We start from the raw sequence: 23740 nt of genomic DNA, 5'->3' as shown, positions 1-23740 counted from the left end.
CCCCGCGCGACGGGTAGAATCAAGCCGGATTTCCCCCTTTGACTCTTCGCCGCGCAACGCGCACCATCGCGCAAAACAATCACAGGGAGTTTCAAGATGTTCACGCGTTTTCTGGCTTCGGCTGCGGTACTGGGGCTCAGCGCCGGTATGGCGGCTGCCGAATACAAGCTTACGATTCTGCACACGAACGACATTCACAGCCGCATCGAGTCGATCAACAAATACGACTCGACCTGCGACGCGGAAGGTGAGGCCGAGGGCAAGTGCTTTGGCGGCGTCGCGCGCCTGAAGACCATGGTGGATTCAAAGCGTGGCGAACTGGCAGATGAAAATGTCCTGCTGCTGGACGCTGGTGATCCGTTCCAGGGTTCGTTGTTCTACACCACCTACAAGGGTGCAGCCGAAGCCGAGTTCATGGAGGCGATCGGCTACGACGTTATGGCGGTTGGCAACCACGAATTCGACGACGGCCCTGCGGGCTTGGCCGCATTTGTTGACACAGTCAGTTTCCCGGTGATTTCGGGCAATCTGGACCTGTCATCTTCGGCGGAACTGAAAGGCAAAGTGGATAACCACGTCGTATTGGATGTTGGCGGCCAGAAAGTTGGCATCATCTCTGCTCTGGCCACGGATACCGTGGAAACTTCGAGCCCCGGCAAAGATGTCGTCTTTCAGGATGAGATCGAAAGCCTTCAGGCCGATGTGGCTGCCCTGCAGGACGAGGGCGTGAACATCATCATCGCACTGACCCATGTGGGTCTGCCCAAAGATATCGAGATCGCCGAGAAAGTGCCGGGTCTGGATCTGGTGGTCGGCGGTCACTCGCACACCTTGCTGTCGAACACGGATGAGGACGCCGCAGGCGCATATCCGACGATGGTTGGCGACGTTCCGGTCGTTCAGGCTTATGCCTATTCGAAATACCTGGGTGAGATCACGCTGACCTTCGACGATGACGGCAACCTGATTTCGGCAGAGGGTGAGCCGATCCTGCTGGACGCCTCGGTCACGCCGGACGCGGATATCGCGGCGCGCGTTGCCGAAATGGGTGCCCCGATAGAAGAGATGAAACAGCGTGTTGTGGCCAATTCTGGTGCAACTATCGAAGGCTCTCGTGATGTTTGCCGTGTGCAGGAATGCGAAATGGGCAATCTAGTCGCGGATGCCATGCTTGCCCGAGTGGCGGATCAGGGTGCTCAGATCGCGATCGCCAACGCGGGTGGGTTGCGTGCCTCGATCGATGAGGGCGAAGTGACCATGGGTGAGGTGCTGACGGTTCTGCCGTTCCAGAACACGCTCTCGACCTTCGAGATCAGCGGTCAGGGTGTCATTGACGCGCTTGAAAATGGCGTGAGCCAGGTTGAAGAGGTCAAAGGCCGCTTCCCTCAGGTGGCAGGAATGACATTTACCTGGGATCCATCGGTTGCCCCGAATGAGGGCCGGATTGTTGAGGTCATGGTCGCCAAGGATGGCGGTTTCGAAGCTATTGATCCAGCTGCGACATATCTGGTGGTGACAAACAACTATGTCCGCAATGGCGGCGATGGTTACTCTGTGTTCTCAGGTGATGACAAGAACGCCTATGATTTCGGGCCTGATCTGGCGGATGTTACGGCGGAATATCTAGCCGAGAACGCCCCGTATCAGCCTTATCTGGACGGGCGCATCAAACAGAAGTGATGTGACCGGAGAAGCAAAAAAAGGCCGTCTCTCGGGGCGGCCTTTTTTTTGGTCAATCGAACCTGTATTCGGGCCACAACGCCTGATCCAGCCCATCCAACATCGGCTGAATTTGATCCGCAACCTCTTGCCAGCCACCAATTGACCCGGTTGAGATTTTCTTGCGCACCTGATCGGTGCTGGCGGTGCGGACTTTCATGGTATTTTTCTCAGGGGTCATCATCCGCTCATCCCAGTCGATACCGCAGAAGGCGGCGACTTGCTGGATACAGGTTTTGGGGTCGACTACCAGGTCCTCATATCGAACCGTCAGAATACGATCACCGAACAGCTTTTCCCAATGAGAAAGATAGCACCGGTACAGGTTGGCCGAGTGGGCAATCGATTCAAGATTGGATGCATAGCGCATACCTGGTGAGTGAAAACGCCTGATCCATTTTGATAGCCCCACATCCCTTGGATCGCGCAACATGTTGATCACGCGGGCATTCGGGAACGCTGACAATATGAAGCCGAGCCTTTGATAGTTGTGTGGCATCTTGTCAACGAATGCGGTCGAGCTTTCGGGTAAGGGTGGCATCAGCCTGCGAAACTCTGCTGCACATTCAGCAGCTGCGTCTGCGTCAAATGGTTTGCCGCTCTCTCTGACCTTCTGGGATAATTCACCTGCAATCGTCAGCTCTCCACAGCCGGCGATATCCGGTGCCGAACTAAGCATCATTTCCATCAGTGTTGTGCCTGATCGTGGCTGTCCGACCACGAATATCGGCTTGGGCCCATCGCTTACGCCTGCAGTCGCAGGGGGTACATTCAGGGGAAAAAACGCGCTGATTTCTTTGAACCGTTTCTCTTCTTGCGTACTGTCATAGGGATTCACGTTGTGTTGAATGGCATTGGCCCGCGCAAGGTGGGGGAGCGCCGAAAACAGCCCATCACGTTTGGAGATCAAGTGCGCCTTTGCGAATTCAAGCACCGAGTTGGCGTGATCACTTTCTGAAATTGCGGTGTCGACAGCACGCGCAAGGCTCTCGGCATGGTCATTGTCCACCATTAGAGACATTTGGTAGAGTGCCGCCGCGCAAAACTTGTTTCTCTCGAGTACAGCGCGCAAAATGGTTTTTGAGCCCTCTTTGTCGCCCGTTTGATACAAGTCTACGGCTTTCGACAATGCGATTTTTTCATTTTCAGGTGCGATCCCATAAGCGCGGGCAATGTCCTGAGAGCTGTGATCGGAGAACCCGACCTCTCCGTAGGCGCGGGCCCGCAACCAAAGCAAATCTGCATTGTCAGGGTCTTTTTCCAGTTTTTTCGTCGTATGGTCGATGATCAGGCGCCAATTCTGTCCCTTGAGTTGTATTTCATCAATGACGCGGACCAGTTCTTTGTTATTCGGGAAGCGTTCAAGTTTCTGCTCGGCATAGGATAGCGCGCGCGAAATTTGACCTGTCTGCATCAACGCGTTGGCGAGGTTTTCGACAAATTGAGCATCGTCCGGTTTCATTCGCGATGCTTCAGCAAAGTGTGGAATGGATTGCTTGTACCGCTTCATCTCGGTCAGGACAAAGCCTGCGATTGCTTGGTAATCGGCATCCTTGGGGTGTTTCTTGATGCCAAGCTGCGCTTTTTTCAAGGCCTGCGGCAACTTCCCTGTCTCCAGATCGGCCAATGCTTTGCTCTTGAGGGAATTTGCGGTCTGCTGTGCCATTTGTGCGCACGTCCCATGCCATTAAGAAACCAGTATCGATGGTTCATTACCCAAGCGAAGATGGTTTGCAATGGCTGTTCAGTATTATGGTCTGGTACCTTCAACGGCGGCTTGGGTTTTCTTCCGGCACCATGCGGGATAGACCGTTGATATGGTTTTGAAAGTCTCCAGCCTGCAGCAATTCTACAACCACACGTTTGATACGATTATCGACGTGCGTAGCCCGGCTGAGTTCGCCGAAGACCATATGCCGGGCGCTATCAATCTGCCGGTTCTGAACAATGAAGAACGGGCACGGGTCGGTACTATCTACGTCCAGCAAAGCCCGTTTCTGGCCCGCAAGCTGGGTGCTGCGCTGGTGTTTCGCAACGCGGCAGGCCATATCGAGGATCACCTGAGCCATCATGAGGGCGACTGGAAACCGCTGGTCTATTGCTGGCGTGGCGGGCAGCGATCAGGATCATTCACCTGGATGTTGCAACAAATCGGCTGGCGCGCCGAGGTGGTTGAAGGCGGCTATCGCAGCTATCGCCGACTGGTAAAGCAGTTCCTCTATGATGAAGTGTTGCCATATCGATTGGTCGCGCTGGATGGTTATACCGGGACGGCCAAGACAGACCTGTTGGGCCATCTAAAGGCGCAAGGCGCGCAAGTGCTGGACCTTGAAGGGCTGGCCAATCACCGAGGCTCATTGTTGGGCGAAATGCCGGGTGGGCAACCCAGTCAGAAAGCCTTCGAATCCGCGCTCGCCGCTTCCTTGGGCGAGCTGGATGCAGCGCGTCTTGTGGTTGTTGAAGCAGAATCATCCAAGATCGGAAACCTGATCCTCCCGCCCAGCCTGTGGTCGGCCTTGTGTTCTGCACCTCGCATCCAGATCACAGCACCGATTGCTGCGCGCACCGCGTATCTGGTGTCTGCCTACGATGACATCCTGTCGGATAGCGAACGGCTACGTGATCGATTGTCTCCACTGCGCATTCATCGCGGTCATGAGGTTGTGGATGGTTGGCTGGAATTGATCAATGCCGGCGACAAGCGTGGACTGACACAGGCATTGATGGAACAGCATTACGACCCGGCCTATGCCAAATCGCGTAAGGCGCAGCGTGCCGAAGTGATCGCGCAGATTGAGCCACCGTCACTTGATGATACCGGGCTGTCGGCGACGGTGGCTCGGATCAAGAAGGTGCTGGATCAGCTTTGAACACGCAGGCCCGGTGCCGCGTCGATGTGACCAATCAAGGCGGCAGGGTAACCGGCGGCGCGTAGTTCCGAGCATACTTGCTCGGCTTCGTTGGCATCGACGGCCGCCAAGAGACCTCCCGCAGTCTGAGGATCGAATAACAAATCCGCCTTGCCGCCGGTCGGAAGGCCTGGGGCGATGGCACGGTTGTCGGTGTAGATTGTAGATCGAATGCCCTGATCACTGAGCTCTGCCGCACCTTCCAGAGCTGGAATCGCGTCCAAAGACAGGGTTGCCCCGCAGCCAGACGCTTCGCATACCCCTTGCAGGTGACCCGCCAGACCAAAACCGGTGACATCCGTCATCGCATGGGCATTTTTCAGGATGCGGGACGCCTCACCCTGCGGCTGTATCATTTGCGCGAAAGCCGCCGCGACCCAAGCGCCTTCCGCCTTGCCCGCCATTTCGGCCGCCATCAAAATACCGCTGCCCAACAGCTTTGTCAGGATCAAAGCGTCATTAGGTTTTGCGCCACCCAGCGTGATCGGTTCAACATCACAGAGCCCGGTCAGAGTGAACCCGATGGTCATTTCGTCGCCCATTGAGCTATGGCCGCCGACGATCTCAGCCCCGGCTTGGTGCATGACGTCGCTGGCAATATGCATGATCTCAGCCATTGTGCGCTGCTGCAACTCAGCTGACATGCGCGGCAGGATGATCGTTGCTGTCGCAGCCTGCGGACGAGCGCCCATTGCCCAGATATCACCAAGCGCGTGGACAGCGGCGATGCGCGTCATCACGGCGGGATCGTTGGTGAAGCTGCGTAAGTGATCCGATGTCATAACCTGTCGCGTGCCACCGGTTAGCAGCACCGCCGCATCGTCACCGGGCAGGGGTGTAATGTCGGGCCTGTCGAGCTGCGGCAACTCCTGCAGTGCGGCCTGCAAAGCGCCTCGACCCACCTTTGCACCACACCCGCCGCACATTGGTTTTTCTCCCAACGCCTCTTGCAGCCCTGCTGCGTGATGACGGGGCAATGCGGTGGTGGGCATTTGGGGCAGTTCACGGAACCGGTTCATGAACTTCTGATCGATATGGTTTTTCCATTGCCACATGAGCGGCCCGCTGAATGATGTTCCCAAGCGCTCGGCCAGTGCGGATTTTCCACCCAGAGAGATGAGTTTCAGGTAATCCTTCTGCGGCACGTAACGCCGCATACTCCCAGACCCTAGCGCGGCGCGCAAATTGTCATACAGTATTGGTGCCTCGCGCACTGCGTAGACCCCTGCCTTGGGGCGCGGGTTCTCGGACAGATGGGCACAATCCCCGGCGGCGAAAATCGCCGGATCACTGGATTGCAGGGACGCGTTAACCTTGATGAAACCGTCATGCAGCGCGAGGCCGGTATTGGATATCCACTCATAGGGCCGCGCGCCTGCAGCACCGGTGATGAAATCGGCTGGTATCTGGCGACCGTCCGTTAGCTCGATTTCGCCCGCAGAAATCTTCTGGATTGATGTGTTTTCCAGAACTTCGATCCCCAGTTGCGCCATCGCCTGCCGGATGGTGGCGGATGCCTTCGGGACAGTCGCTGTCAGGGCTGTTGCGCTGTCGATCAAAGTAACCTGCGCTTCACGTCCTTTGGAACGCAGTGCATGGGCCATCGCCATGACTAGCTCTACTCCCGCAACGCCACCGCCGATTACCGCGACTGAGGTGCGGCCCGTCCCTGAAAGATAGCTTTGCCATTGCGCGGCGAAGAGGCCGAGCGGCTTGGCCGGAACGGCATGCTCGGCGAATCCCGGCAATGCTGGCATGTCTGAGGTGATCCCGACATTGACCGAGGCCACATCAAACGCCACCGGCGGGCGTCCGGGCACATGGATTTGGCGTGTGTCCGGGTCGATACCTTCAACTGCGCCCAGTATCACCCGCGCACCGGCAAAGCGGGCCAGACGCACCAAATCAATATCAAGCTCCCACCGCTGATAGTGACCAGCGACAAATCCTGGCAACATGCCCGAATAGGGTGCGGTGGGACCGGGGTTTATCACCGTAACCCGCGCGCCGGACAGCGGTTTCATACCCCATTTGCGCAGCAGTAGCGCGTGCGTGTGTCCTCCGCCTATCAGAACCAGATCGCGGGTTAGGGGCAGCAGAGGTTTGTGCATAGGTCTCAGTTCGTACTGTGGTCCGGGACGTCCTCGACCTGTTCGACCGCGTGGGTGGCCCAAAGCTCATCCTCGCCTGCGTCAGGTAGATCACTGGGTTTTTCATGGCGATGAATGTGCCATTTGGCAATGAACAGGGCCGTGATCGGGGCCGTCAGGAACAGAAAGAGCGTGATCAACAACTCGTGCATCGACAGTTTGCCCTCAAGCAAAACCGAATGCGCGATCGAGGCCAGTAGGACGCCGCCCACGCCCAGCGTAGTTGCCTTGGTGGGTGCGTGCAGGCGGGACATGGGGTCTTTCAGCTTGATCATGCCGAATGATCCGACAAAGCCGAAAATGCCCGATACGATCAGGAAGAATGCGATGAGCAGTTCGAAGATAAAGGTCATGCCACGCTCATTCGATGATATTGCCACGCAGCATAAAGCGCGCATAAGCCACGGTTGAGACAAAGCCGAGCATGGCGATGATCATGGCGGATTCAAAGAAGATTTCGGTCTCGATACTCAAGCCGTAAAGGATAAGCAGAGCGATGGTGTTGATCACCATTGTATCTAGGGCCAGAACACGGGTACCGACACCGTCGGCTGTAATGATACGCCACAAGCACATCATGATCGCAGCGCCGAAGCAGGCAAAAGCAAAGTAGATCGCATAGGTGATCATTCGAAAATCTCCTTCAGGCGGCGCTCATAGCGTTGTTTGATCTGGTCGCGCACCTCTTCGGGGTTCGGTGCATCCAGACAATGAACCAGCAGGTAGTGCCCCTGTGCGGACAAATCGCAACTGACGGTGCCAGGGGTCATGGTGATGGTTCCGGCCAGAACTGTGATGGCCTCGGGCGTGCGCAGTTCCAGCGGGACGCTGACAAAGCTTGGCTGGCGGTCTGCGTCGCGTTTGAACAGGATGATCCGGGCCACCGCGATATTGGCCATCACGATATCCCATAAGACAACCAACATGTATTCCGCCACCATCGGCCAATTGCGCAGTTTCGGGCGATCCGGCCAATAGGGCTGAGTGATAAACGGAATGATGATGCCCAGTAGCAGGCCAAAGACCACCGAGTTCAAAGACCCGGTGTTTGCCAGAAACACCCACACCAGTGTAAGTAGTGCGGTCAGATGGGGATGCGGAAATATACGGTGCAGAAGCTTCATCATTCTTCCCCTCCCAGCACGGCCGAAATGTAATCTTCCGGCGCGAACAGTTGCACGGCCGTGTTGCTGGCATATTGCAGCGCCGGACCTGCAAACAGTGTCAGCAGCACAAGTCCCAGAAGCGCCCCGAACACCGAAGTAAAGGCGAGGCCCGGATAGGGCTCGGGCGCGGTTGGTAGGCCGGCTTCTTCGGTTGGCTCAGGCGTCACATTATGTTGGGCGTCGTGACTTTTCCAGAAGATCAGCGTTCCCGCGCGGGCCAGACCCACGATTGTGACGAACGACCCGATCAAGATCACGGCCCAGACCGCATTTGCATCGGGCGCGCCACGTGAGGCGTCCAGTACCAGCAGCTTGCCCACAAAGCCCGATAGTGGCGGCATGCCAGCCATCGCGATGGCGCCGACAAAGAACAGGGCTGAGATCAGACCGGATTGCGGCATCGGCCTCGAAGGGGCTATGGCTCCGCCACGGCGCTCCATTACCATGTCCGCGACAAGGAACAGCAGGGCCGTCGCCAGAGTCGAATGGAAGATATAGTAGAGCGCTGCCGCCGTCGCGGCCTCGCTAAACAACGAGATCGCAATCAGCAATGTGCCCATCGATGCGATGGCGCAAAAGGCCACCATTCGCGCGATATGTTGCGAGCCCAGAATGCCAATAGCGCCAACGGCCAATGTCAGCAGTGCTGCAGGTTGTAGCCAACTACCGACTAGCCCTTCGGTTGCGGCTACATCGGGCCCAAAGACCAGCGTATAGACCCGCAGGATCGAATAAGCACCGACTTTGGTCATGATCGCGAACAGCGCCGCAACGGGCAGCGGTGCATTTGCGTAGCTTGCAGGAAGCCAGAAATGCAGTGGCAACACTGCAGCCTTGATACAGAAAACCAGTAATAGCAAGACTGCTCCAACCCGCAGCAAGGCGGTGTCTTCGGGTGGGATATCGGCCACGCGAACGGCCAGATCAGCCATGTTGAGCGTGCCGGTCACAGCATAGATCGTGCCCAAGGCAAACAGGAACAAGGTCGAGCCGAGCAGGTTATAGGCGACGTACTGAACACCGGCCTTCAACCGCACTGCGCCACCTGCATGCGTCATGAGGCCGTAAGAGGCAATCAGCAGGACCTCGAAAAACACAAAGAGGTTGAAGGCGTCGCCGGTCAGAAAAGCACCGCAGACACCCATTAGCTGAAAATGGAGTAGAGCATGGAAGTGTTTGCCTCTCTCATCCCAGCCAGAGCCGATGGCATAAAGGACAACCGGCAGGGCCAGCAGGGCCGTCAACAACACCATCATGGCCGAAAGTTTGTCCAACACCATTACGATGCCGAACGGTGCGGGCCAGTTGCCGAGCTCATACACCTGAACCTCGCCACCCGATGCCTGGGCGGTAATGGTCAAGGCGATACCCAGCAATCCCACGACGCCGGCGACCGAGAAGATGCGTTGAAGGTCCAAATGATATCGCAACACCATAATGATAAACGGGGCCAGGATCGCGGGCAGGACGATCGGCGCGACGATCCAATGGTTCATGCGTCTTCTCCCGGCGCGTCCACGCTATCGCTTGCGCTCATATCGATATGGTCATCCTTCGAGGACAGATAGGCAGACAGCGAGATCATCACGATCACCGCCGTCATCCCGAATGAGATCACGATGGCCGTCAGCACCAGCGCCTGCGGCAGCGGGTCGGTATAGGGGACATCTTCATATTTGTTCAGAACGGCAGGTGCGTTCAGCGCCAGCCGCCCGGTGGCGAATAGGAACACGTTCACCGCATAGGTGATCAGGGACAGGCCCAGAATGACTGGGAATGTACGACGGCGCAGGATCAGAAATATCCCGGCGGCGGTCATGACGCCGACTGCAGAGGCTACGAGCGCTTCCATCAGGCCTGCTCCTTCTCGTTATCTTCATCCTGAGGGCTATCCCGCAGCGGGTTGATATCCATCGGGAATTCTTGTGCCATTCCCGGCTGCCACGCGAAGCGCGACAGGCTGTCGAGCGCCAGCATCACAGCGCCCAGTACCGCAAGGAAGACGCCGGTATCGAACAGAATCGCGGTGGCCCATTCGAATTCTTCCAGCGGGGGCCAGTGGATATAACCGAAATCGCTGGTCAGGAACGGGCGTTCATTGAACCATGCACCCAGACCAGTGGCAGCGGCGATCAGAACGCCCCAACCGATGGTGCCGTGATAGTAGAACCGCTGCCGTTCAATCGCCCAGGTATAGCCGCTGGCCATATATTGCATCAGGAAGGCGATCGCGACGATGAGGCCTGCGATGAAGCCGCCGCCGGGCTGGTTGTGGCCTCGGAAGAAGATATAGGCCCCGACCATCAATGCGATGGGCATCATCACGCGGGTGACGACCACCATCATCAATGGGTGAGAGTCACCCGACTGCGGCCAATGTGGTTTACGGTTCAGCAGGTAACTGCGCACATTGGTGCTCAGCACTGCTTCGGTCAGGGCGTAGATGATCAGGGCTGCGATGCCCAGCACGATGATCTCGCCAAAGGTATCAAAACCCCGGAAGTCGACGAGGATCACGTTCACGACGTTGGTGCCACCGCCACCTTTGTACGAATTGGCCAGATGGAATTCCGAGATCGTTGGGAAAGCAAAATCCCGCATCATCAGCGCATAGATCAAAGCGCCTGAGCCGATCCCGGCAACCACCGAAATTGCCGCATCACGCCAACGCCGTGCCGCGCTGCTGTCCCAGGGTGTGTCGGTCGGCAGAAAGTTCAGCGACAACAACAGCAGGATCATCGTCACCACTTCGACCGAAATCTGTGTCAGCGCCAGATCGGGGGCAGAAAGGTAGTTGAATGCCATCGAAACGATCAGGCCAACCACCCCGATCAACACCAGTGACAGCAGACGGTTGCGGTGGAACCACATGATCGCCAGCGTCGCACCCACCAGACAGATCCAGCCGATGATCGGGATGACCTGAGCCTCAAGCGGTACGCGTGTTTCAACGCCAATGGTGCCGGTGGTGTAGGCGTAGTAGCCAAGCCCAACGACAAAAGCCACGAAGATGATCGCATACCGGCTGAGCACACCATTATGCAGCTCGTCCGTAATCCAGCGGCTGAGACGGGTCAGCGCGTCGATGATTGCCTCGAAGATCACCTTTGCCTCGGGCCGGGGCAGGGCGTTCCATATCTGGTCGCCGCGTTTGTGCAACGACAGCAGGAACAGGCCTCCCAGCGTCGCGACCACCGACATGTAAAGCGCAGGTGTAAAGCCGTGCCACAGTTTCAGCGAGTAATAAGGCAGCTTCTCGCCCCCGATCACCGCGCTGGAGACAACCGCGACAAGCGGGCCAACAATGGCTGCGGAATAAAGACCGATCAGGACGACCAGCACCACAAGGAACGCCGGCGCCAACCAAAGACCGACAGGCGGGTCATGCGGATGCGCGGGGTAATCGTCCCGCTCGGGCCCAAGGAAGACATGGCTGACAAAGCGAAAGGAGTAGGCCGCTGAAAATAGCGCAGCCAGAAGCGCCAAGCCGGGTACCAAGTAAGGCGAGTTAAGCCAAGTCGTGTGGACTGTCTCTTCCAGCATCATCTCTTTCGAGAGGAAACCATTCAGCGGTGGCAGACCGGCCATCGACAGGGCAGCGATGGTGCCGATAGTAAACGTGATCGGCATCAGATGCCGCAAACCACCCAGCCGTTTGACATCGCGTGTGCCGGTCTCGTGGTCCACGATCCCGGCGGTCATGAACAAGGCCGCCTTGAACGTCGCGTGGTTGATGATGTGGAAGACGGCTGCAACAGCGGCGATCGTCGTGCCAAAGCCCAGTAGCATCGTCACGAGACCCAGATGGGACACCGTCGAAAACGCCAACAGCGCCTTTAGATCATCCTTGAACAGCGCAATCACGGCACCCAGCAGCATGGTGATCAAACCGGTAGTGGCGACGATGTAGAACCACGCATCCGTACCCGCCAGAACCGGCCACATCCGGGCCATCAGGAACAGGCCTGCCTTCACCATTGTGGCCGAGTGCAGATAGGCCGACACTGGCGTCGGAGCCGCCATCGCGTGCGGCAGCCAGAAATGGAACGGGAATTGCGCCGATTTGGTGAAACAGCCAAGCAAGATCAGGATCAGCGCAGGAAGGTAGTACGGCGAGGACTGGATCAGCTCTTTGTTCTGCAGAATGACACTCAGGTCATAAGATCCCACGATATTGCCGAGGATAAGCATCCCTGCGATCATCGCCAGCCCGCCCGAACCGGTCACGGCCAAAGCCATACGCGCGCCTTGACGACCCTCGGGCAGGTGCTTCCAATAACCAATCAGCAAGAATGAACTGAGCGACGTAAGTTCCCAGAATATTAGCAGAAGCAGGATATTGTCAGACAGAACAATTCCCACCATCGCGCCCTGAAACAGCAGCAGGTAGGTATAGAACTGCCCCATCGGATCCTCGCGCGACAAGTAGAATCGTGCGTAGAGGATGATCAGAAGACCGATGCCCAGGATCAGCAGGGCGAACAAAAAACCCAGGCCGTCCAGCATGAAGTTCGCGTTTAGTCCAAGCCCGGGTATCCAGTCGAACCGCGCGGTCACAACATCACCGCGCATGACGCTGGGAATGTGGATCAGCAATCCCATCAACGCGAGGAAGGTGGTCAACCCAGCCGCTGATGCTGCTGCGTTTCGTCCTGCCCGGATCAGGAGGGCCGGAAAGACAGCTCCGAGGAAGGGAAGGGCCGCGATAAGGAATAGGGACAAGTGCGATACTCCGGTCTGTGCGGTCAATATGACTGAATTACTAGGGATAATTTATTGACTGTCCGGAAATTGCAAGGTTCCGAAAGGTCCTAAAGCGCACATATTGGACGTGATCTACCTGTGTAACTATGACGCGAACTTGATCTGAGGGTTGGATTTCCTGAAAGCGTCGCGAATTGCCATATGATAATACCGATCTGACAATGCAGGAGAGTGCCGCATGGCAGAAGGGAAACGCCGAACCCGCAGATGGGTCCTATTGGGCGGAGGGGCCGCCATTGCAGCGGGTTTCGCAATCCGCGAATACCGGCTGATCCCGCAGGCCTATGCTGGTGGTCAGATAGCGGCGGCCACCGCCCATCAACAGGCTCTCGACGGCGCGATCCATCTTATCGATATCCGAACCCCACGCGAATGGCGGGCGACCGGGGTCGCCGAAGCGGCCCATCCGCTCGACATGCGCCGTGAGGATTTCGTGCAGGCCTTGGACCACCTGCTCGGCGGGGACCGATCTGCACCTGTCGCACTGATCTGTGCACGCGGGGTGCGCTCGGCACGATTAAGCAATCGACTGACTGAGGCTGGATTTACCAATATCATCGACGTGCCCGAGGGCATGCTGGGTTCGGCGGCCGGGCCCGGTTGGGTGCGGGCTGGGTTGCCTGTCAACGATTATGAAGAGGAAACGGGATGAGTGTCAGACACTGGTTGGCCGCGTGCTTTGTTTTTGCCGGGCAACCCGGCCTTGCGGCTTGTGGCGATACCGAGGGGATGTGCGAAACCGCATCAGGCGGATATCACATCGAACTGCCGAAAGCGGAGAACCCTCCGCTGGTTGTGTTCCTGCACGGCTATGGCGGCAGCGCCACCGGTACGCTCAAGAACCGATCCATGGTCGAGCCACTGCTGGCGCGCGGCTACGCGGTGATGGCACCGGAAGGGTCCGAGAGAAACGGCCGAAAAAGCTGGAACTTCTTTCCCGGTTGGGAAGGTCGGGATGAACCCGCGTTTCTTCGTGAAGTAGTGCAGGACGCTGCCGACCGGTTTGATATCGACCCGGATCGCGTGGTGCTGGGCGGCTTCTCGGCTGGCGCGTTCATGGTTTATTACCTCGCCTGCGCTGCGCCGGATTCATTTTCTGCTTATGTCCCGGTTTCAGGCGGGTTCTGGCGGCCACATCCCGAAAGCTGTGATGGTCCGGTACGCATGTTCCACACCCATGGTTGGACGGACAATGTGGTGCCGCTGGAGGGCCGCCTTTTGGGCGGAGGCCGTTTCCACCAGGGCGATATCTTTGCCGGATTGGAAATCTGGCGGGTCGCCAATGAGTGTGCCGATACCAAGCCCAGCGGGTTTTCTACCACGGGCCAGTTTATGCGTCGCAACTGGATGGGATGTGCCGAAGGTAGCGCCTTGGAATTTGCTCTGTTCCCGGGCGGCCATACGGTGCCAAACGGCTGGGCTGATATGATGGTAGACTGGTACGAAGGCTTACCCGGCGGGTGATCATTCCGCCGGTGTGATCACGCCCTTGCCTTCGATCAATCGCTTCAACTCATCGCGATAGCGCCGGGCCGAGCGTGTAATTGCAGGCTCACTGACATCTTCGCGCATACCAACCATACGGCGCGCGGTGCCTGCCGATACGCCGCTGAGCGCAGACAGTGGGATCGCCAGTGCCAGGCTGATCGCAATCGGGGCCAGCCAGACCGAGACCAGACCGGCGAGGATGCCAACGCTAAGCGCGACGCCGATGATAGTCTCAAGGCTGTGGCACAGGATCAGCGTGCGCAGCCCGTAGCTGCCACCATCGCGCGCTTGCGGGGACCAGCCCTTTTGAATGCCCAACGCGGTGCGGAACACTGCAATCATCTGCTGCACCATAAGTATAGGGGCATAGAGGATCGACAGGATGACTTCGGACAGAAATGAAGTGAAGAATTTTCGCGTTCCGCCGAAATCGGAATAGCGCACACCGCTGAGGGGCAGGGCAGCGACGCCCAAAACCTTGGGCGCCAATAGCATCGCATACATCACCAGAATGATCAGCACATGGCGTGTTTCGGACATTTCTGGCCATTGCGGGAACAGCGGATTGTCCGGGCTGAAGTAATGCAGGACCGAGGCGTCCTTGCCCTGACCGATCAAGGCCCACATCACCAAAAGTGCAAACCATAGCGGCGACATCAGATATCCGACCGCGCCGTGGAACATATGGAACCGCGAGACTGCGCGGAAGCCGGTCGAACCCAGCAGTTTCAGGTGCTGCAGGTTGCCCTGACACCAGCGGCGATCGCGCATTGCGTGGTCAATGAGGGTGGGGGGCGTTTCCTCATATGATCCGCGTATGCGCGGCAGAAAGCGCACGGCCCATCCTGCGCGGCGCAGCAATCCGGCCTCGACGAAATCGTGGCTCATGATCAGCTTGTCTTGTCCGTTTAGCGACCGCAACTTGGGTAGACCTGCGCTAGAAGCAAATGCACAGGTGCGAATGATGGCGTTGTGGCCCCAATAATTGCCTTCTTGCCCGCACCAGCGCGCGAGGCCTTCGGCAAAGGCGATACCATAGACGCCGTTGGCAAACTGCTGCATCCGGGCGAAGACCGATTGCGCGCCAATCAGCTGCGGATAACTTTGGATCAGGCCCGCGCCGGGATCGCGCGCCAGCGCATCTGTCAGGCGCGAGATCGCGCGACCCGTCATCAGGCTGTCGGCATCCAGCACCAACATCGCATCCCAGTTCGCGCCCCAGCGGCTGACCCAATCGGCAATATTACCGACCTTGCGATCCGTATTCTGGGGGCGGCGGCGGTAATAGAGTTCAAGCCCCGGTGCCAGCGTGGTCCGCAACGCCTCAACGCTGGCCTGTTCCTGCGCGGCGATCTCGGGGTCGCGCGTGTCGGATAAAATGAACATGGCATAGTGGTGCTGACCACCGCGTTTCTGCAGGTCTTCCAGCATCGTACGGGCGTTCCCCAGCACGTTCCACGGCACTTCGTTATAGACAGGCGTCAACAGCGCCACGCGCAATGGTTGCGAGCGTCCTTCACGCTTTGGCTGCTCTTGCCGGGACAGCGAGACCATGCCCAGCAGTACGGTGCAGACCGTGAAGGAAATCCAGAAGAAATTGAACGAGATTAGCGTCAGCAGGATACCTTCGACCAGATTAATCCCTTCGGCGCTGAACCAGTCGGACATGACCCAGAGCAGACCCAAAGCCGCCGCCATGGCAGGTGAGAAGACCAGCGCGCGCCAGAACCCGACGGAGGGAATTCGACCCCCGGCAGGTACCTGCGCATCGCGGAATCCCTGCGCAAAGTTCTGCGCTGGCATCGCCAGAGGGGCCTCGGGCGGCATGATATGAAGATCGCGGTTCATATGGTCCAACGGTAAAGCCAGACTTCAGAGGCTGGTTGTTTGTCTTTCAGCAACTGCGCGCGCAGTTCCACGTGGTTGCGTTCGCCTGGTTCGAATGAGAACGCCAGCCGCAACCCGCCCGTGTCTGGGTTACGCTGCAGAACGCCTTCTGAAGTTTCGGCATGGGGCGAGTCGACAAACACCGTGATGGCCTCGGGATCGTCAAGCAGCTCACTGGCTTCGAAATCAATCACAGCTAAACGGCCCTCGCCGAATGTGTTGTCGCCCATCGCGGTGTTGATCACGCGGGCCATAGGGGTGTGCTGAGGTTCCTCGCCCCAGATCAGGCGATAGGACAGATCAATCTGGCTGCCTGCGGCGTAGGGTTCCATCGGGCGCCAATAGGCGACGATGTTGTCATAAATCTCCTGATCCGCCGGGATTTCAACAAGCGTGACGGTGCCTTTACCCCAGTCTTCGCTGGGTTCGACCCACAAGCTTGGGCGTTTGTGATAATTGGCTTCAAGATCCGCATAGTCCGAGAACTTGCGCTTGCGTTGCATCAGACCAAAGCCGCGGGGGTTTGTGTCGACAAAAGACGAGATCTGCAGGCGAGTCGGGTTCGCAAGCGGGCGCCACAGAACCTCTCCTGCGCCGTTGCGGATCATCAACCCGTCACTGTCGTGCACTGCGGGGCGAAAATCATCGAAACGGCTGTGATTGGTCTGATCGAACAGGAACATAGATGTGCCGGGCGCGATGCCGACATGGGGCAGTTCGGTACGTGGGAACAGGGTGGCTTCAATATCCATCACGCAATCTGAACCGGCGGTAACGTGGAAGCGGTAGGCCCCTGTAACGCTGGGGCTGTCCATGAGCGCATGAACGATCATGTTACGTTGATCCGGTTCTGGACGCTCCAACCAGAAACGAATGAATTCGGGGAATTCCTCGCCATCCGGATCGCCGGTCTTCAAGGCGAGCCCTCTGGCCGAAAGGCCATAGACTTCGTGCAAACCGATGGCGCGGAAATAGCTGGCCCCTTGCCAAACGCAGAACTCGTCTGTCTCGCCAGGACGGTGCATCTCAGTACGCAGGCGTAGACCTGAAAAGCCCAGCGTGTCGTCAATGGGCAGCTCAGGTACGTCTTCAGACTTATCGAACATGGCCAGATCAAAGGCGACCGGCTTGGTCATACCTTCCTCGACGGTCGACACTTTCACTGTGCGTGGAAAATACAGGCCCGGCGTGAAAAAATCGACGTTGAAGGGCGTCTCGGTCTCGTACCACAGCGCGCGATCCAGCCGGAACCGGATTGAACGGTATTGCTGATACGTTAGGTCCTGCCACTCCTGCGGAACCATCTCACGCTCGGCATAATCACGGCTGGCCAGATCGCGGGCCATTGCGATGACGTCGTCTCGGCTGAACGGGGTCTCTCCACCTGTGGCATATGCCGCTGGGGCGAAGGCCAGAGCCGTTGATGAGGCGAGAAAAGCGCGACGTGTAAAGTTCATTTCTTTGATTTCCAAGGTTGTGACTTGAACCAGGCGGCCAGATAAGCCACGCCGATGATCATGGCAAAGCCAATCATGTTGGCGATGAACACACTGGCAACATCCCGCCCACTCAGGTCCAGTCCGACGCCGATAAGTCGTGCTGCTGCCATAGAAAATACGAACACCGCGAGCGATTGCTGACCCACTTTGGTGATGATGGTCAGCAGGAACTGCCAGACCTTTGCGGCTGCCCCATGACCGGTCGCTATCAGGCGACGGCCATGCTCACCGGCGATAACCCAACCCAGATAGGCAAGCGACAGAAAATGCAGATATCGGAATAGACCAAAGTCGGTCTTGTCGCGAAATTCTTTGGTCACTGGCCAGACCTTGCGAATCTCATCAGCCAGATCAGGGGCTGCTGCATTGATCCAAGTGAATACCTTCCACGAGCCGAACGGCATCGAGAAGATCAAAAACAATGCTGCCGCCCAGATCAGAGTTTTCGACACCGGCGGCGCTGGAATCCAACCTCGCATGAACGCAAAGCCGGTGAAGAACAGCAATTGCCACCCGAATGGGTTGAAGAACCACTGGCGCTCTGACCAGGGCTCGGCCGGCAGGTCAAGGTAGTCGAATTGTGCAACGAGCCAAATCGTGACCGAGGCCATGGCGACCGCCCAGAATCCGATACGATATAGCCCCATAAACAGGGGCATCATCGCCAGTACCACCAGATACATCGGTAGAATATCGAAGTAGTTCGGCACATAGGTCAGGGTGAACAGTCCGACGATCTGTGACGCCGGATCGTTGAAGAAATGCTGTAGATTGAGAGAGGAGATATAGTTTTTCTCGAACAGCCCACTCTGGTTCAGGGCCGCCATTGTCATCGCGACAAAGAAGAACAGGCAGATATGCGCCCAGTAGACCTGCCAGATGCGAAAGCTCACGCGTGCGGTGCCCATCCACCAGCCTTTGCGCATGAACGCCCCCCCAAAAGCAATTGCTGAAGCCATGCCTGAACAGAATACGAAGATCTCGGTTGCGTCCGAAAAGCCAAAACGGGCAGGTATCCATTTGGCCCACGGATCGTTCGGAATATGGGCAATCAGGATGATGAACATCGCGATGCCGCGATAGAAATCCAACCGCGGATCGCGCGTAGCGGCGGGGGCGGCGACCTGAGACGCCACCGGAGCAAAATCAGAAGCGGGCGATGCGGTCGCCATACGGTTTCTGTCCTTCTTGGTCTTTTATTGTTGTTATTCGGCTGGGACGCTTTGTGCGTCGCCGCTGTCGCGTGCGGCCTCGATCAATTCTCGGCGGGCGAGGGCGTAATTGTCCTCTCCCCCGGCACGTTTGGCGCGGCGGTCGTCCAGGATGCGCTCGACAGCATCCAGGCGGCCAGCGCGCAGGCCGGAATCAATGGTGATACGCTCGAATACATCACGTTGGGCGTGGCTGCCACCCGCCAGTTGCATCCCACCCCGGGCATTTGAAAGAAAATCAAAGGCTTGGCCGTAAAGGCCTTCTCCAAAGGCCTCAAGCCCCTTGGCGGCGGCAATGCCCGGGTCGGACATGCGGATCGGCGTGTCACCCTGATTGCGCTGGGCGTCATTTTGAATACGCTGCAGCATATTTGCTGTAGCCTCCGAACGATTGTCCCCGGTCAATGCCAGCAAGTAGTGAAGATCGGCGAAGATCAAGCATCCGTCTTCGGTTCGTGCTGCGCTGAGATCGGCCAGTTCTTCCCAGCGGTTGCCAACATCAACGCCCTCAAGCTCTAGCCGGGACAGCAGCGAGGTTGCATTCGAGATATCGCGATAGTCGTCGGTTTTGTCCTGGCGGATGTGATGATCGTAAAGCGCCATAACTTGATCGACTTGCCCCAAATCCAGATGCATCAGCGCCTTGTGCCACCAGACATGATAGCGAAAATTGTTGCAATGCGCCCAAGCGTCCTCACGTCCCGCGAGCCAGTCCAGTCCCAGCTGCGCGTTGCCCGTCATCTCGTGCACGTGCGCTACAGCGTGCAATCCCCAGGCGTCGTCCGATACCATCCATAGGGCCTGACGACCGGCGATTTCGGCTTTCTCGTAGGCGCCGGTTTCCTCCAGCGCGAACGAGTGGCATCCCAGCAAGTATCCACGTCCGGCGTGGTCGGGTTCATACGCTGGCATCACCCGTTCGATCGACCGACGCATCCCCGCCGCATCGCCCAGAACGAAACGCGTCGCATGACTGAGCTTCATGGCCAGAGTATCCGTTGGGTGCGCTCGCAGAATCTCTTCAAATTTCTGAACGGCCTGTGATGGAAGGTCGGCCATATACAAACCAAGCGCCTCGACATATCGCCTTTCCCGGGCTGAAACTGTCTGACGCTCCATCGCTGCATTCGCGGCACTCAGCGCTTCGGCAGCGACCGCGATCATCTCACGCCGGCCCAGCAGAACCATGAACAACCCTTTGACCGCATGGCCCAGCGCAAAGTCCGGCTCAAGCTCCAGCACCTTGCCCAGATGTTGCGGTGTTACAGCGGCATGCGCCATGAACCCAAGGAGAACACCATCCCATGCCTCGACGCTTGCGGGCTGGTTCAGGGTGTTCATCTGTCCAAAGACGTCTTGTTTCATACTCGGGTCCAATCTGATTGCGACGTTCTACACTGTTCGATGTAACAGAGTGTGCAGCCGGGTCGTAACAGTATCGACCCTGCTCTCGAATTGGTGAAATCCCGTGTGTGAGAAACGCGAAAAAAACCGCCGATTCAAGGGCATGTTTCAGCAACTTGCCGCCTAAACGGGCAGAGTGTTTCAATCTTCGAAGGGGTTTTCCGCGTTCAGAACAGCCTGTGTGTCAGCCCCACAGACCGGTGGTGCGCTGCGATATGTTACAGGCGTGCGTGACAGGTTCAGGGGATTCCCGATCAGTTGCACCTCGCCAGGCTCAGCTTGCATCGAGATCTGCATCTGGCGGGCAGCGACCTGATCCGAGGCAAAAACCTGATCGAGCGTCCGCACCGGGCCAACAGGGACTTTCAGGTCTTCAAGCCCCGCGATGATGCTGCCTGTATCCAGCGCCTGAACTGCCGGGCGCAGGATCGCATTCAACGCATCCCTATTTTCAAGACGGGCCGGGTTGGTGGCAAATCGGGGATCGTTGGCAAGCTCTGGCTTTTCGATGAAGCTGCAAAATCTTTTGAACTGACTGTCATTTCCAACGGCCAGAATCACGTGCCCATCCGCCGTCTGATAGACCTCGTAAGGCACAATATTGGGATGCCCGTTGCCGCGCCGCTGAGGCACTTCGCCCGAGGTCAGATAATTCACGCCTTCATTGATCAGCCAAGAGATCTGTGCATCCACCAGCGCCAGATCGATCTGCTGACCCTCGCCAGTCATGTCGCGATGACGCAGCGCAGCCAGAATACCAACGCAGGCATACATACCACACATCACGTCAGCAATTCCGACGCCTACTTTCATCGGCGCGCCGTCGGCGTCTCCGGTCAGAGACATGATCCCGCCATATCCTTGCGCCATAAGATCATATCCGGGCTTCGATGAGTTTGGGCCTGTCTGCCCGTAGCCTGAGATCGAACAGTAGACGAGGTCAGGAAACTCATTGGACAAGGTTGCGTAGTCGAGCCCGTATTTCGCCAGTCCACCGGGCTTGAAATTCTCGATCAGAATATCAGCGTGCGAGGCTAGGCGTCGGACTTCTGCCTGTCCTTCGGGTGTTGCGATATCCAAGGCGACCGATTTCTTGTTGCGGTTGGAGGACATGAAATATGCGCTCAGGTCTGAGCGGTTGCCATCCGCATCCTCGGCGTAAGGAGGGCCCCATTGCCGCGTATCATCACCACCGGTCGCCGGGTTTTCGACTTTGATGACGGTAGCGCCAAGGTCGCCCAACAACTGCGTACAAGTGGGTCCTGCCAGAATGCGAGACAGGTCCAGTACCTTGACGCCTTTCAGCGGTCCTTCAGATGCGGCCATCATATCCTCCACGGTCAATTTCCGCAGCAATGACAGTGAACTTGTCTGCTTTCAACGCCTGATCCAATGCAGCCCGCAAATCGTCGCGGCTACGAACTGTGTGACCATAACCGCCGAATGCGCGGCCTAAAGCCGCAAAGTCATGGCGGTCAAAGTCCACTCCGCGATTGCCCATCTGGCGCTGGCGTTGTTTCAGTTCGATAAGCGCAAGGCTGGCATCGACAAAGACCAGAAAGATTGGGTTGCCACCCAATTCGGCGGCAGTCGACAGCTCTCCAGCAACCATCAGAAAGCCGGCATCGCCAGAAAAGCTGATCACGGGGCGATCCGGTTCGGCCATTTTCAGACCGATCGCCATCGGAACGGCACACCCCATGGTGCAGAGCGCCGAGGACTGGATCAACCCTCGTGCCTCCGAACACTCCCACATCTGACTGAGCAGAATGCGATGCGCGCCGCTGTCGGCCGTGGCGAGGGTCTCGGGTGGCAGAACGGCACGAGTTTCTGCGATGATCGCCGCCGGTCCCCAGTCTTCATCTGTCGGAAAAGCATTCGCCAGCGCAGCCTTGACCTGTTCAGGCTCACCATTCGGCCAGGTCTTGCCGGCAGGGTTGCCCTTGGCAATGGCCTCAAGCGTTGCGCCGGTGTCGGCGACCAGATTTAGCCCAGCCTGATGCATGTAATGATCGTTCACCACGGCTGATATGTCGATTACGCGCTTGGTTTCTGGGTCCCAGATCTCGCGCCAGCCGGGGCGCATCTCGATAGGGTCATATCCCAAACACAGTACCAAATCAGCCTGTTCCACCAGCGGGACTAGATGCTTATCGGCCAGCGGAGACAAACCCGCCCCGCCCAGGCAGAGTGGATGATCCTCGGGCACCACCCCCTTGGCCTTGTAGGTGGTGACAAAGGGAATGTTGAATTGCTCTAAAAATGCTCGCACCACACAGCGCGAGTCGTCGTAAAGAACATCAAGACCGATGATCGCCAAAGGTCGCTCAGCCTCGGCCACCCATCGGCGGGCCTTTTCCAGACATTCCGCGCCAGGCGCGACAGGAGCAACTTTTGCCAGTCGACGACGTTTAACCCCTGATACGCGCGTATCGGCCACCGAGATAGGCACATCGATGTGTACCGGGCCGGGGCGCGCTTGGTTGGCAAGCGATACCGCCTTGTCGGCGATGATATCGGCCCCGTCGGCCGTCAGCATAAAGCTGCCTTTGGTGATCGAGCGATAGACTTGCGCGTGATCCATCACTTGATGGGTGTAGGTCAACGCCTCATCCGCGTCGACGCATCCGGTCAGCACGATCATCGGCACCCGATCCTGCAGGGCGTTGGCGACCACATTGATCCCGTTCATCGCTCCGGGCCCGAGTGTGGCCACGAGGATTGCAGGTGCACCATCGCGATGGTGGACCGCTTCGGCCATGAAACCTGCTGAGTTTTCGTGTTTTGCAAGGTGGAAAGCAATGCCCGCGCTTTCCAGCGCATCCACCAATGTCAGAACCTCGCCGCCGGGCATACCGAACGCATGGCGGCATCCGGCCTCGAAAAGGCGTTGTGCCAACAAATCCGCAGCGCGGGGAGACAGGTCCTGCATTAATCAAGCTCCGACAAAGTTATCTGTCAGCAGATTGCGGAGGACGCGTCCGGACGCAAGCAGGTTCACGTCAGTGTGACTATTTGACGGCGTTTTCCGCTACGGCCTGAAACTTTGCGTCCAATTCTATGGCAATCTCGCGCAGAGCGTCTCCGCCCTCGTCTGCGTAAGGGGCAAAGACGAAGCTTGGTGTCTTGTAAGAAAGGGTTGCAGTGCCGTCCTCGTTCTCGGTTACGTAGAAGCGGATGGGCGCTTCGATCATCGCGTTGGTCGAGGTTTCAAGAACACGAACCGCGTAATCGTTGTTGAATGCGCCAATCACCCGGTTGCCCGGAATGGTGATACCGCGCGAGGCCGCCGCTTTGGTCGGCCCGGCCTGTGTCACAACGATCAGGCCGTTTTCCTTTACCGCGGCCTTTGTGTCATCCACGAGGGTCTCATAGCTTTTTCCGCTGGAGTAAACCGCCCATCCAGTAAGAGGTTCGATGCCGTTGGCCCAAGCAGGCATCGCCAGCAGGCAGATCGCAGCCCAAAGCGCCCTCATGTTCTTTCCCTTCCTGTTGACTAGGGAATTGATGACAGAAAAGCGCTGAAACGGGGCTCACAATCCT

19 protein-coding genes are annotated in these 23740 nt (G+C 57.7%); 4 read left to right on the top strand and 15 right to left on the bottom strand.

Translation table 11 applies throughout. From position 1 onward, the window contains the following. The first annotated feature begins 96 nt into the window (after positions 1–96). Positions 97–1680: a bifunctional metallophosphatase/5'-nucleotidase gene (locus ACR0NM_RS11040; protein WP_170732881.1), complete on the top strand. Its 1584-nt coding sequence runs from the start codon at positions 97–99 to the stop codon at positions 1678–1680. A 52-nt stretch (positions 1681–1732) separates the two neighbouring features. Here ACR0NM_RS11040 and ACR0NM_RS11035 read toward each other — a convergent pair whose 3' ends face one another. Continuing rightward, positions 1733–3385: a tetratricopeptide repeat-containing sulfotransferase family protein gene (locus ACR0NM_RS11035; protein WP_480614695.1), complete on the bottom strand. Its 1653-nt coding sequence runs from the start codon at positions 3383–3385 to the stop codon at positions 1733–1735. 151 nt (positions 3386–3536) lie between these two features. Here ACR0NM_RS11035 and mnmH point away from each other — a divergent pair, with 151 nt between their 5' ends. Then, positions 3537–4589, top strand: coding sequence for a tRNA 2-selenouridine(34) synthase MnmH (gene mnmH / locus ACR0NM_RS11030; RefSeq protein ID WP_480614692.1), 1053 nt, complete (start codon positions 3537–3539; stop codon positions 4587–4589). Here mnmH and selD read toward each other — a convergent pair. Genes selD through ACR0NM_RS10995 form a run of 7 tightly spaced genes read right to left on the bottom strand, consistent with a single transcriptional unit; the run spans position 4580 to position 12666 of the window. Then, positions 4580–6739 carry a selenide, water dikinase SelD gene (gene selD, locus ACR0NM_RS11025; protein ID WP_480614690.1) on the bottom strand — a complete coding sequence of 720 codons (2160 nt, stop codon included), beginning with the start codon at positions 6737–6739 and terminating at the stop codon, positions 4580–4582. The two genes, mnmH and selD, sit on opposite strands and share 10 nt — an antisense overlap. Positions 6740–6744: 5 nt before the next feature. After that, positions 6745–7131, bottom strand: coding sequence for a Na+/H+ antiporter subunit G (locus tag ACR0NM_RS11020; protein WP_170401276.1), 387 nt, complete (start codon positions 7129–7131; stop codon positions 6745–6747). Between the two features lie 7 nt (positions 7132–7138). Continuing rightward, complete coding sequence (locus tag ACR0NM_RS11015; protein ID WP_170391889.1) at positions 7139–7408, bottom strand: K+/H+ antiporter subunit F; 270 nt, start codon at positions 7406–7408, stop codon at positions 7139–7141. After that, positions 7405–7902 carry a Na+/H+ antiporter subunit E gene (locus tag ACR0NM_RS11010; protein ID WP_170392908.1) on the bottom strand — a complete coding sequence of 166 codons (498 nt, stop codon included), beginning with the start codon at positions 7900–7902 and terminating at the stop codon, positions 7405–7407. Before ACR0NM_RS11010 ends, ACR0NM_RS11015 begins: the two co-directional genes overlap by 4 nt. After that, entirely contained in the window at positions 7902–9440 is a 1539-nt protein-coding gene (locus ACR0NM_RS11005; RefSeq protein WP_480614687.1) for a monovalent cation/H+ antiporter subunit D, read from the bottom strand. Before ACR0NM_RS11005 ends, ACR0NM_RS11010 begins: the two co-directional genes overlap by 1 nt. After that, positions 9437–9796, bottom strand: coding sequence for a Na+/H+ antiporter subunit C (locus ACR0NM_RS11000; RefSeq protein ID WP_170391885.1), 360 nt, complete (start codon positions 9794–9796; stop codon positions 9437–9439). The genes ACR0NM_RS11005 and ACR0NM_RS11000 overlap by 4 nt, the downstream gene beginning before the upstream one ends. Next, positions 9796–12666 (bottom strand): monovalent cation/H+ antiporter subunit A, encoded by a 2871-nt coding sequence (locus ACR0NM_RS10995; protein WP_170401275.1) that lies wholly within the window; start codon positions 12664–12666, stop codon positions 9796–9798. The genes ACR0NM_RS11000 and ACR0NM_RS10995 overlap by 1 nt, the downstream gene beginning before the upstream one ends. Positions 12667–12886: 220 nt before the next feature. Between ACR0NM_RS10995 and ACR0NM_RS10990 the strand changes: the two genes are divergently transcribed. Then, complete coding sequence (locus ACR0NM_RS10990; RefSeq protein ID WP_170401273.1) at positions 12887–13360, top strand: rhodanese-like domain-containing protein; 474 nt, start codon at positions 12887–12889, stop codon at positions 13358–13360. Then, positions 13357–14172, top strand: coding sequence for a PHB depolymerase family esterase (locus ACR0NM_RS10985; RefSeq protein ID WP_170391879.1), 816 nt, complete (start codon positions 13357–13359; stop codon positions 14170–14172). Before ACR0NM_RS10990 ends, ACR0NM_RS10985 begins: the two co-directional genes overlap by 4 nt. Here ACR0NM_RS10985 and mdoH read toward each other — a convergent pair whose 3' ends face one another. The 7 genes from mdoH to ACR0NM_RS10950 form a co-directional block, all read right to left on the bottom strand. Then, positions 14173–16044 carry a glucans biosynthesis glucosyltransferase MdoH gene (mdoH, locus tag ACR0NM_RS10980; RefSeq protein ID WP_480614684.1) on the bottom strand — a complete coding sequence of 624 codons (1872 nt, stop codon included), beginning with the start codon at positions 16042–16044 and terminating at the stop codon, positions 14173–14175. After that, positions 16041–17540: an OpgD/OpgG family glucan biosynthesis protein gene (locus tag ACR0NM_RS10975; RefSeq protein ID WP_480614681.1), complete on the bottom strand. Its 1500-nt coding sequence runs from the start codon at positions 17538–17540 to the stop codon at positions 16041–16043. Before ACR0NM_RS10975 ends, mdoH begins: the two co-directional genes overlap by 4 nt. After that, a complete protein-coding gene (locus ACR0NM_RS10970) occupies positions 17537–18754 on the bottom strand; it encodes an OpgC family protein (RefSeq protein ID WP_170594865.1) in 1218 nt (405 codons plus the stop codon). The genes ACR0NM_RS10975 and ACR0NM_RS10970 overlap by 4 nt, the downstream gene beginning before the upstream one ends. Positions 18755–18787: 33 nt before the next feature. Continuing rightward, positions 18788–20158, bottom strand: coding sequence for a tetratricopeptide repeat protein (locus ACR0NM_RS10965; protein ID WP_480567158.1), 1371 nt, complete (start codon positions 20156–20158; stop codon positions 18788–18790). Between the two features lie 180 nt (positions 20159–20338). Further along, complete coding sequence (locus tag ACR0NM_RS10960) at positions 20339–21523, bottom strand: CaiB/BaiF CoA transferase family protein (RefSeq protein WP_480614678.1); 1185 nt, start codon at positions 21521–21523, stop codon at positions 20339–20341. Beyond that, positions 21510–23129: a thiamine pyrophosphate-binding protein gene (locus ACR0NM_RS10955; RefSeq protein ID WP_480614675.1), complete on the bottom strand. Its 1620-nt coding sequence runs from the start codon at positions 23127–23129 to the stop codon at positions 21510–21512. Before ACR0NM_RS10955 ends, ACR0NM_RS10960 begins: the two co-directional genes overlap by 14 nt. 79 nt (positions 23130–23208) lie before the next feature. Continuing rightward, complete coding sequence (locus ACR0NM_RS10950) at positions 23209–23673, bottom strand: DUF302 domain-containing protein (RefSeq protein ID WP_170594872.1); 465 nt, start codon at positions 23671–23673, stop codon at positions 23209–23211. Positions 23674–23740 lie beyond the last annotated feature (67 nt).

The sequence above is a fragment of the Ruegeria sp. AF2 genome (assembly GCF_056542025.1).
The sequence above is the reverse complement of the archived record's forward strand: the minus strand, read 5'-3'. Positions and strand labels throughout refer to the sequence as shown.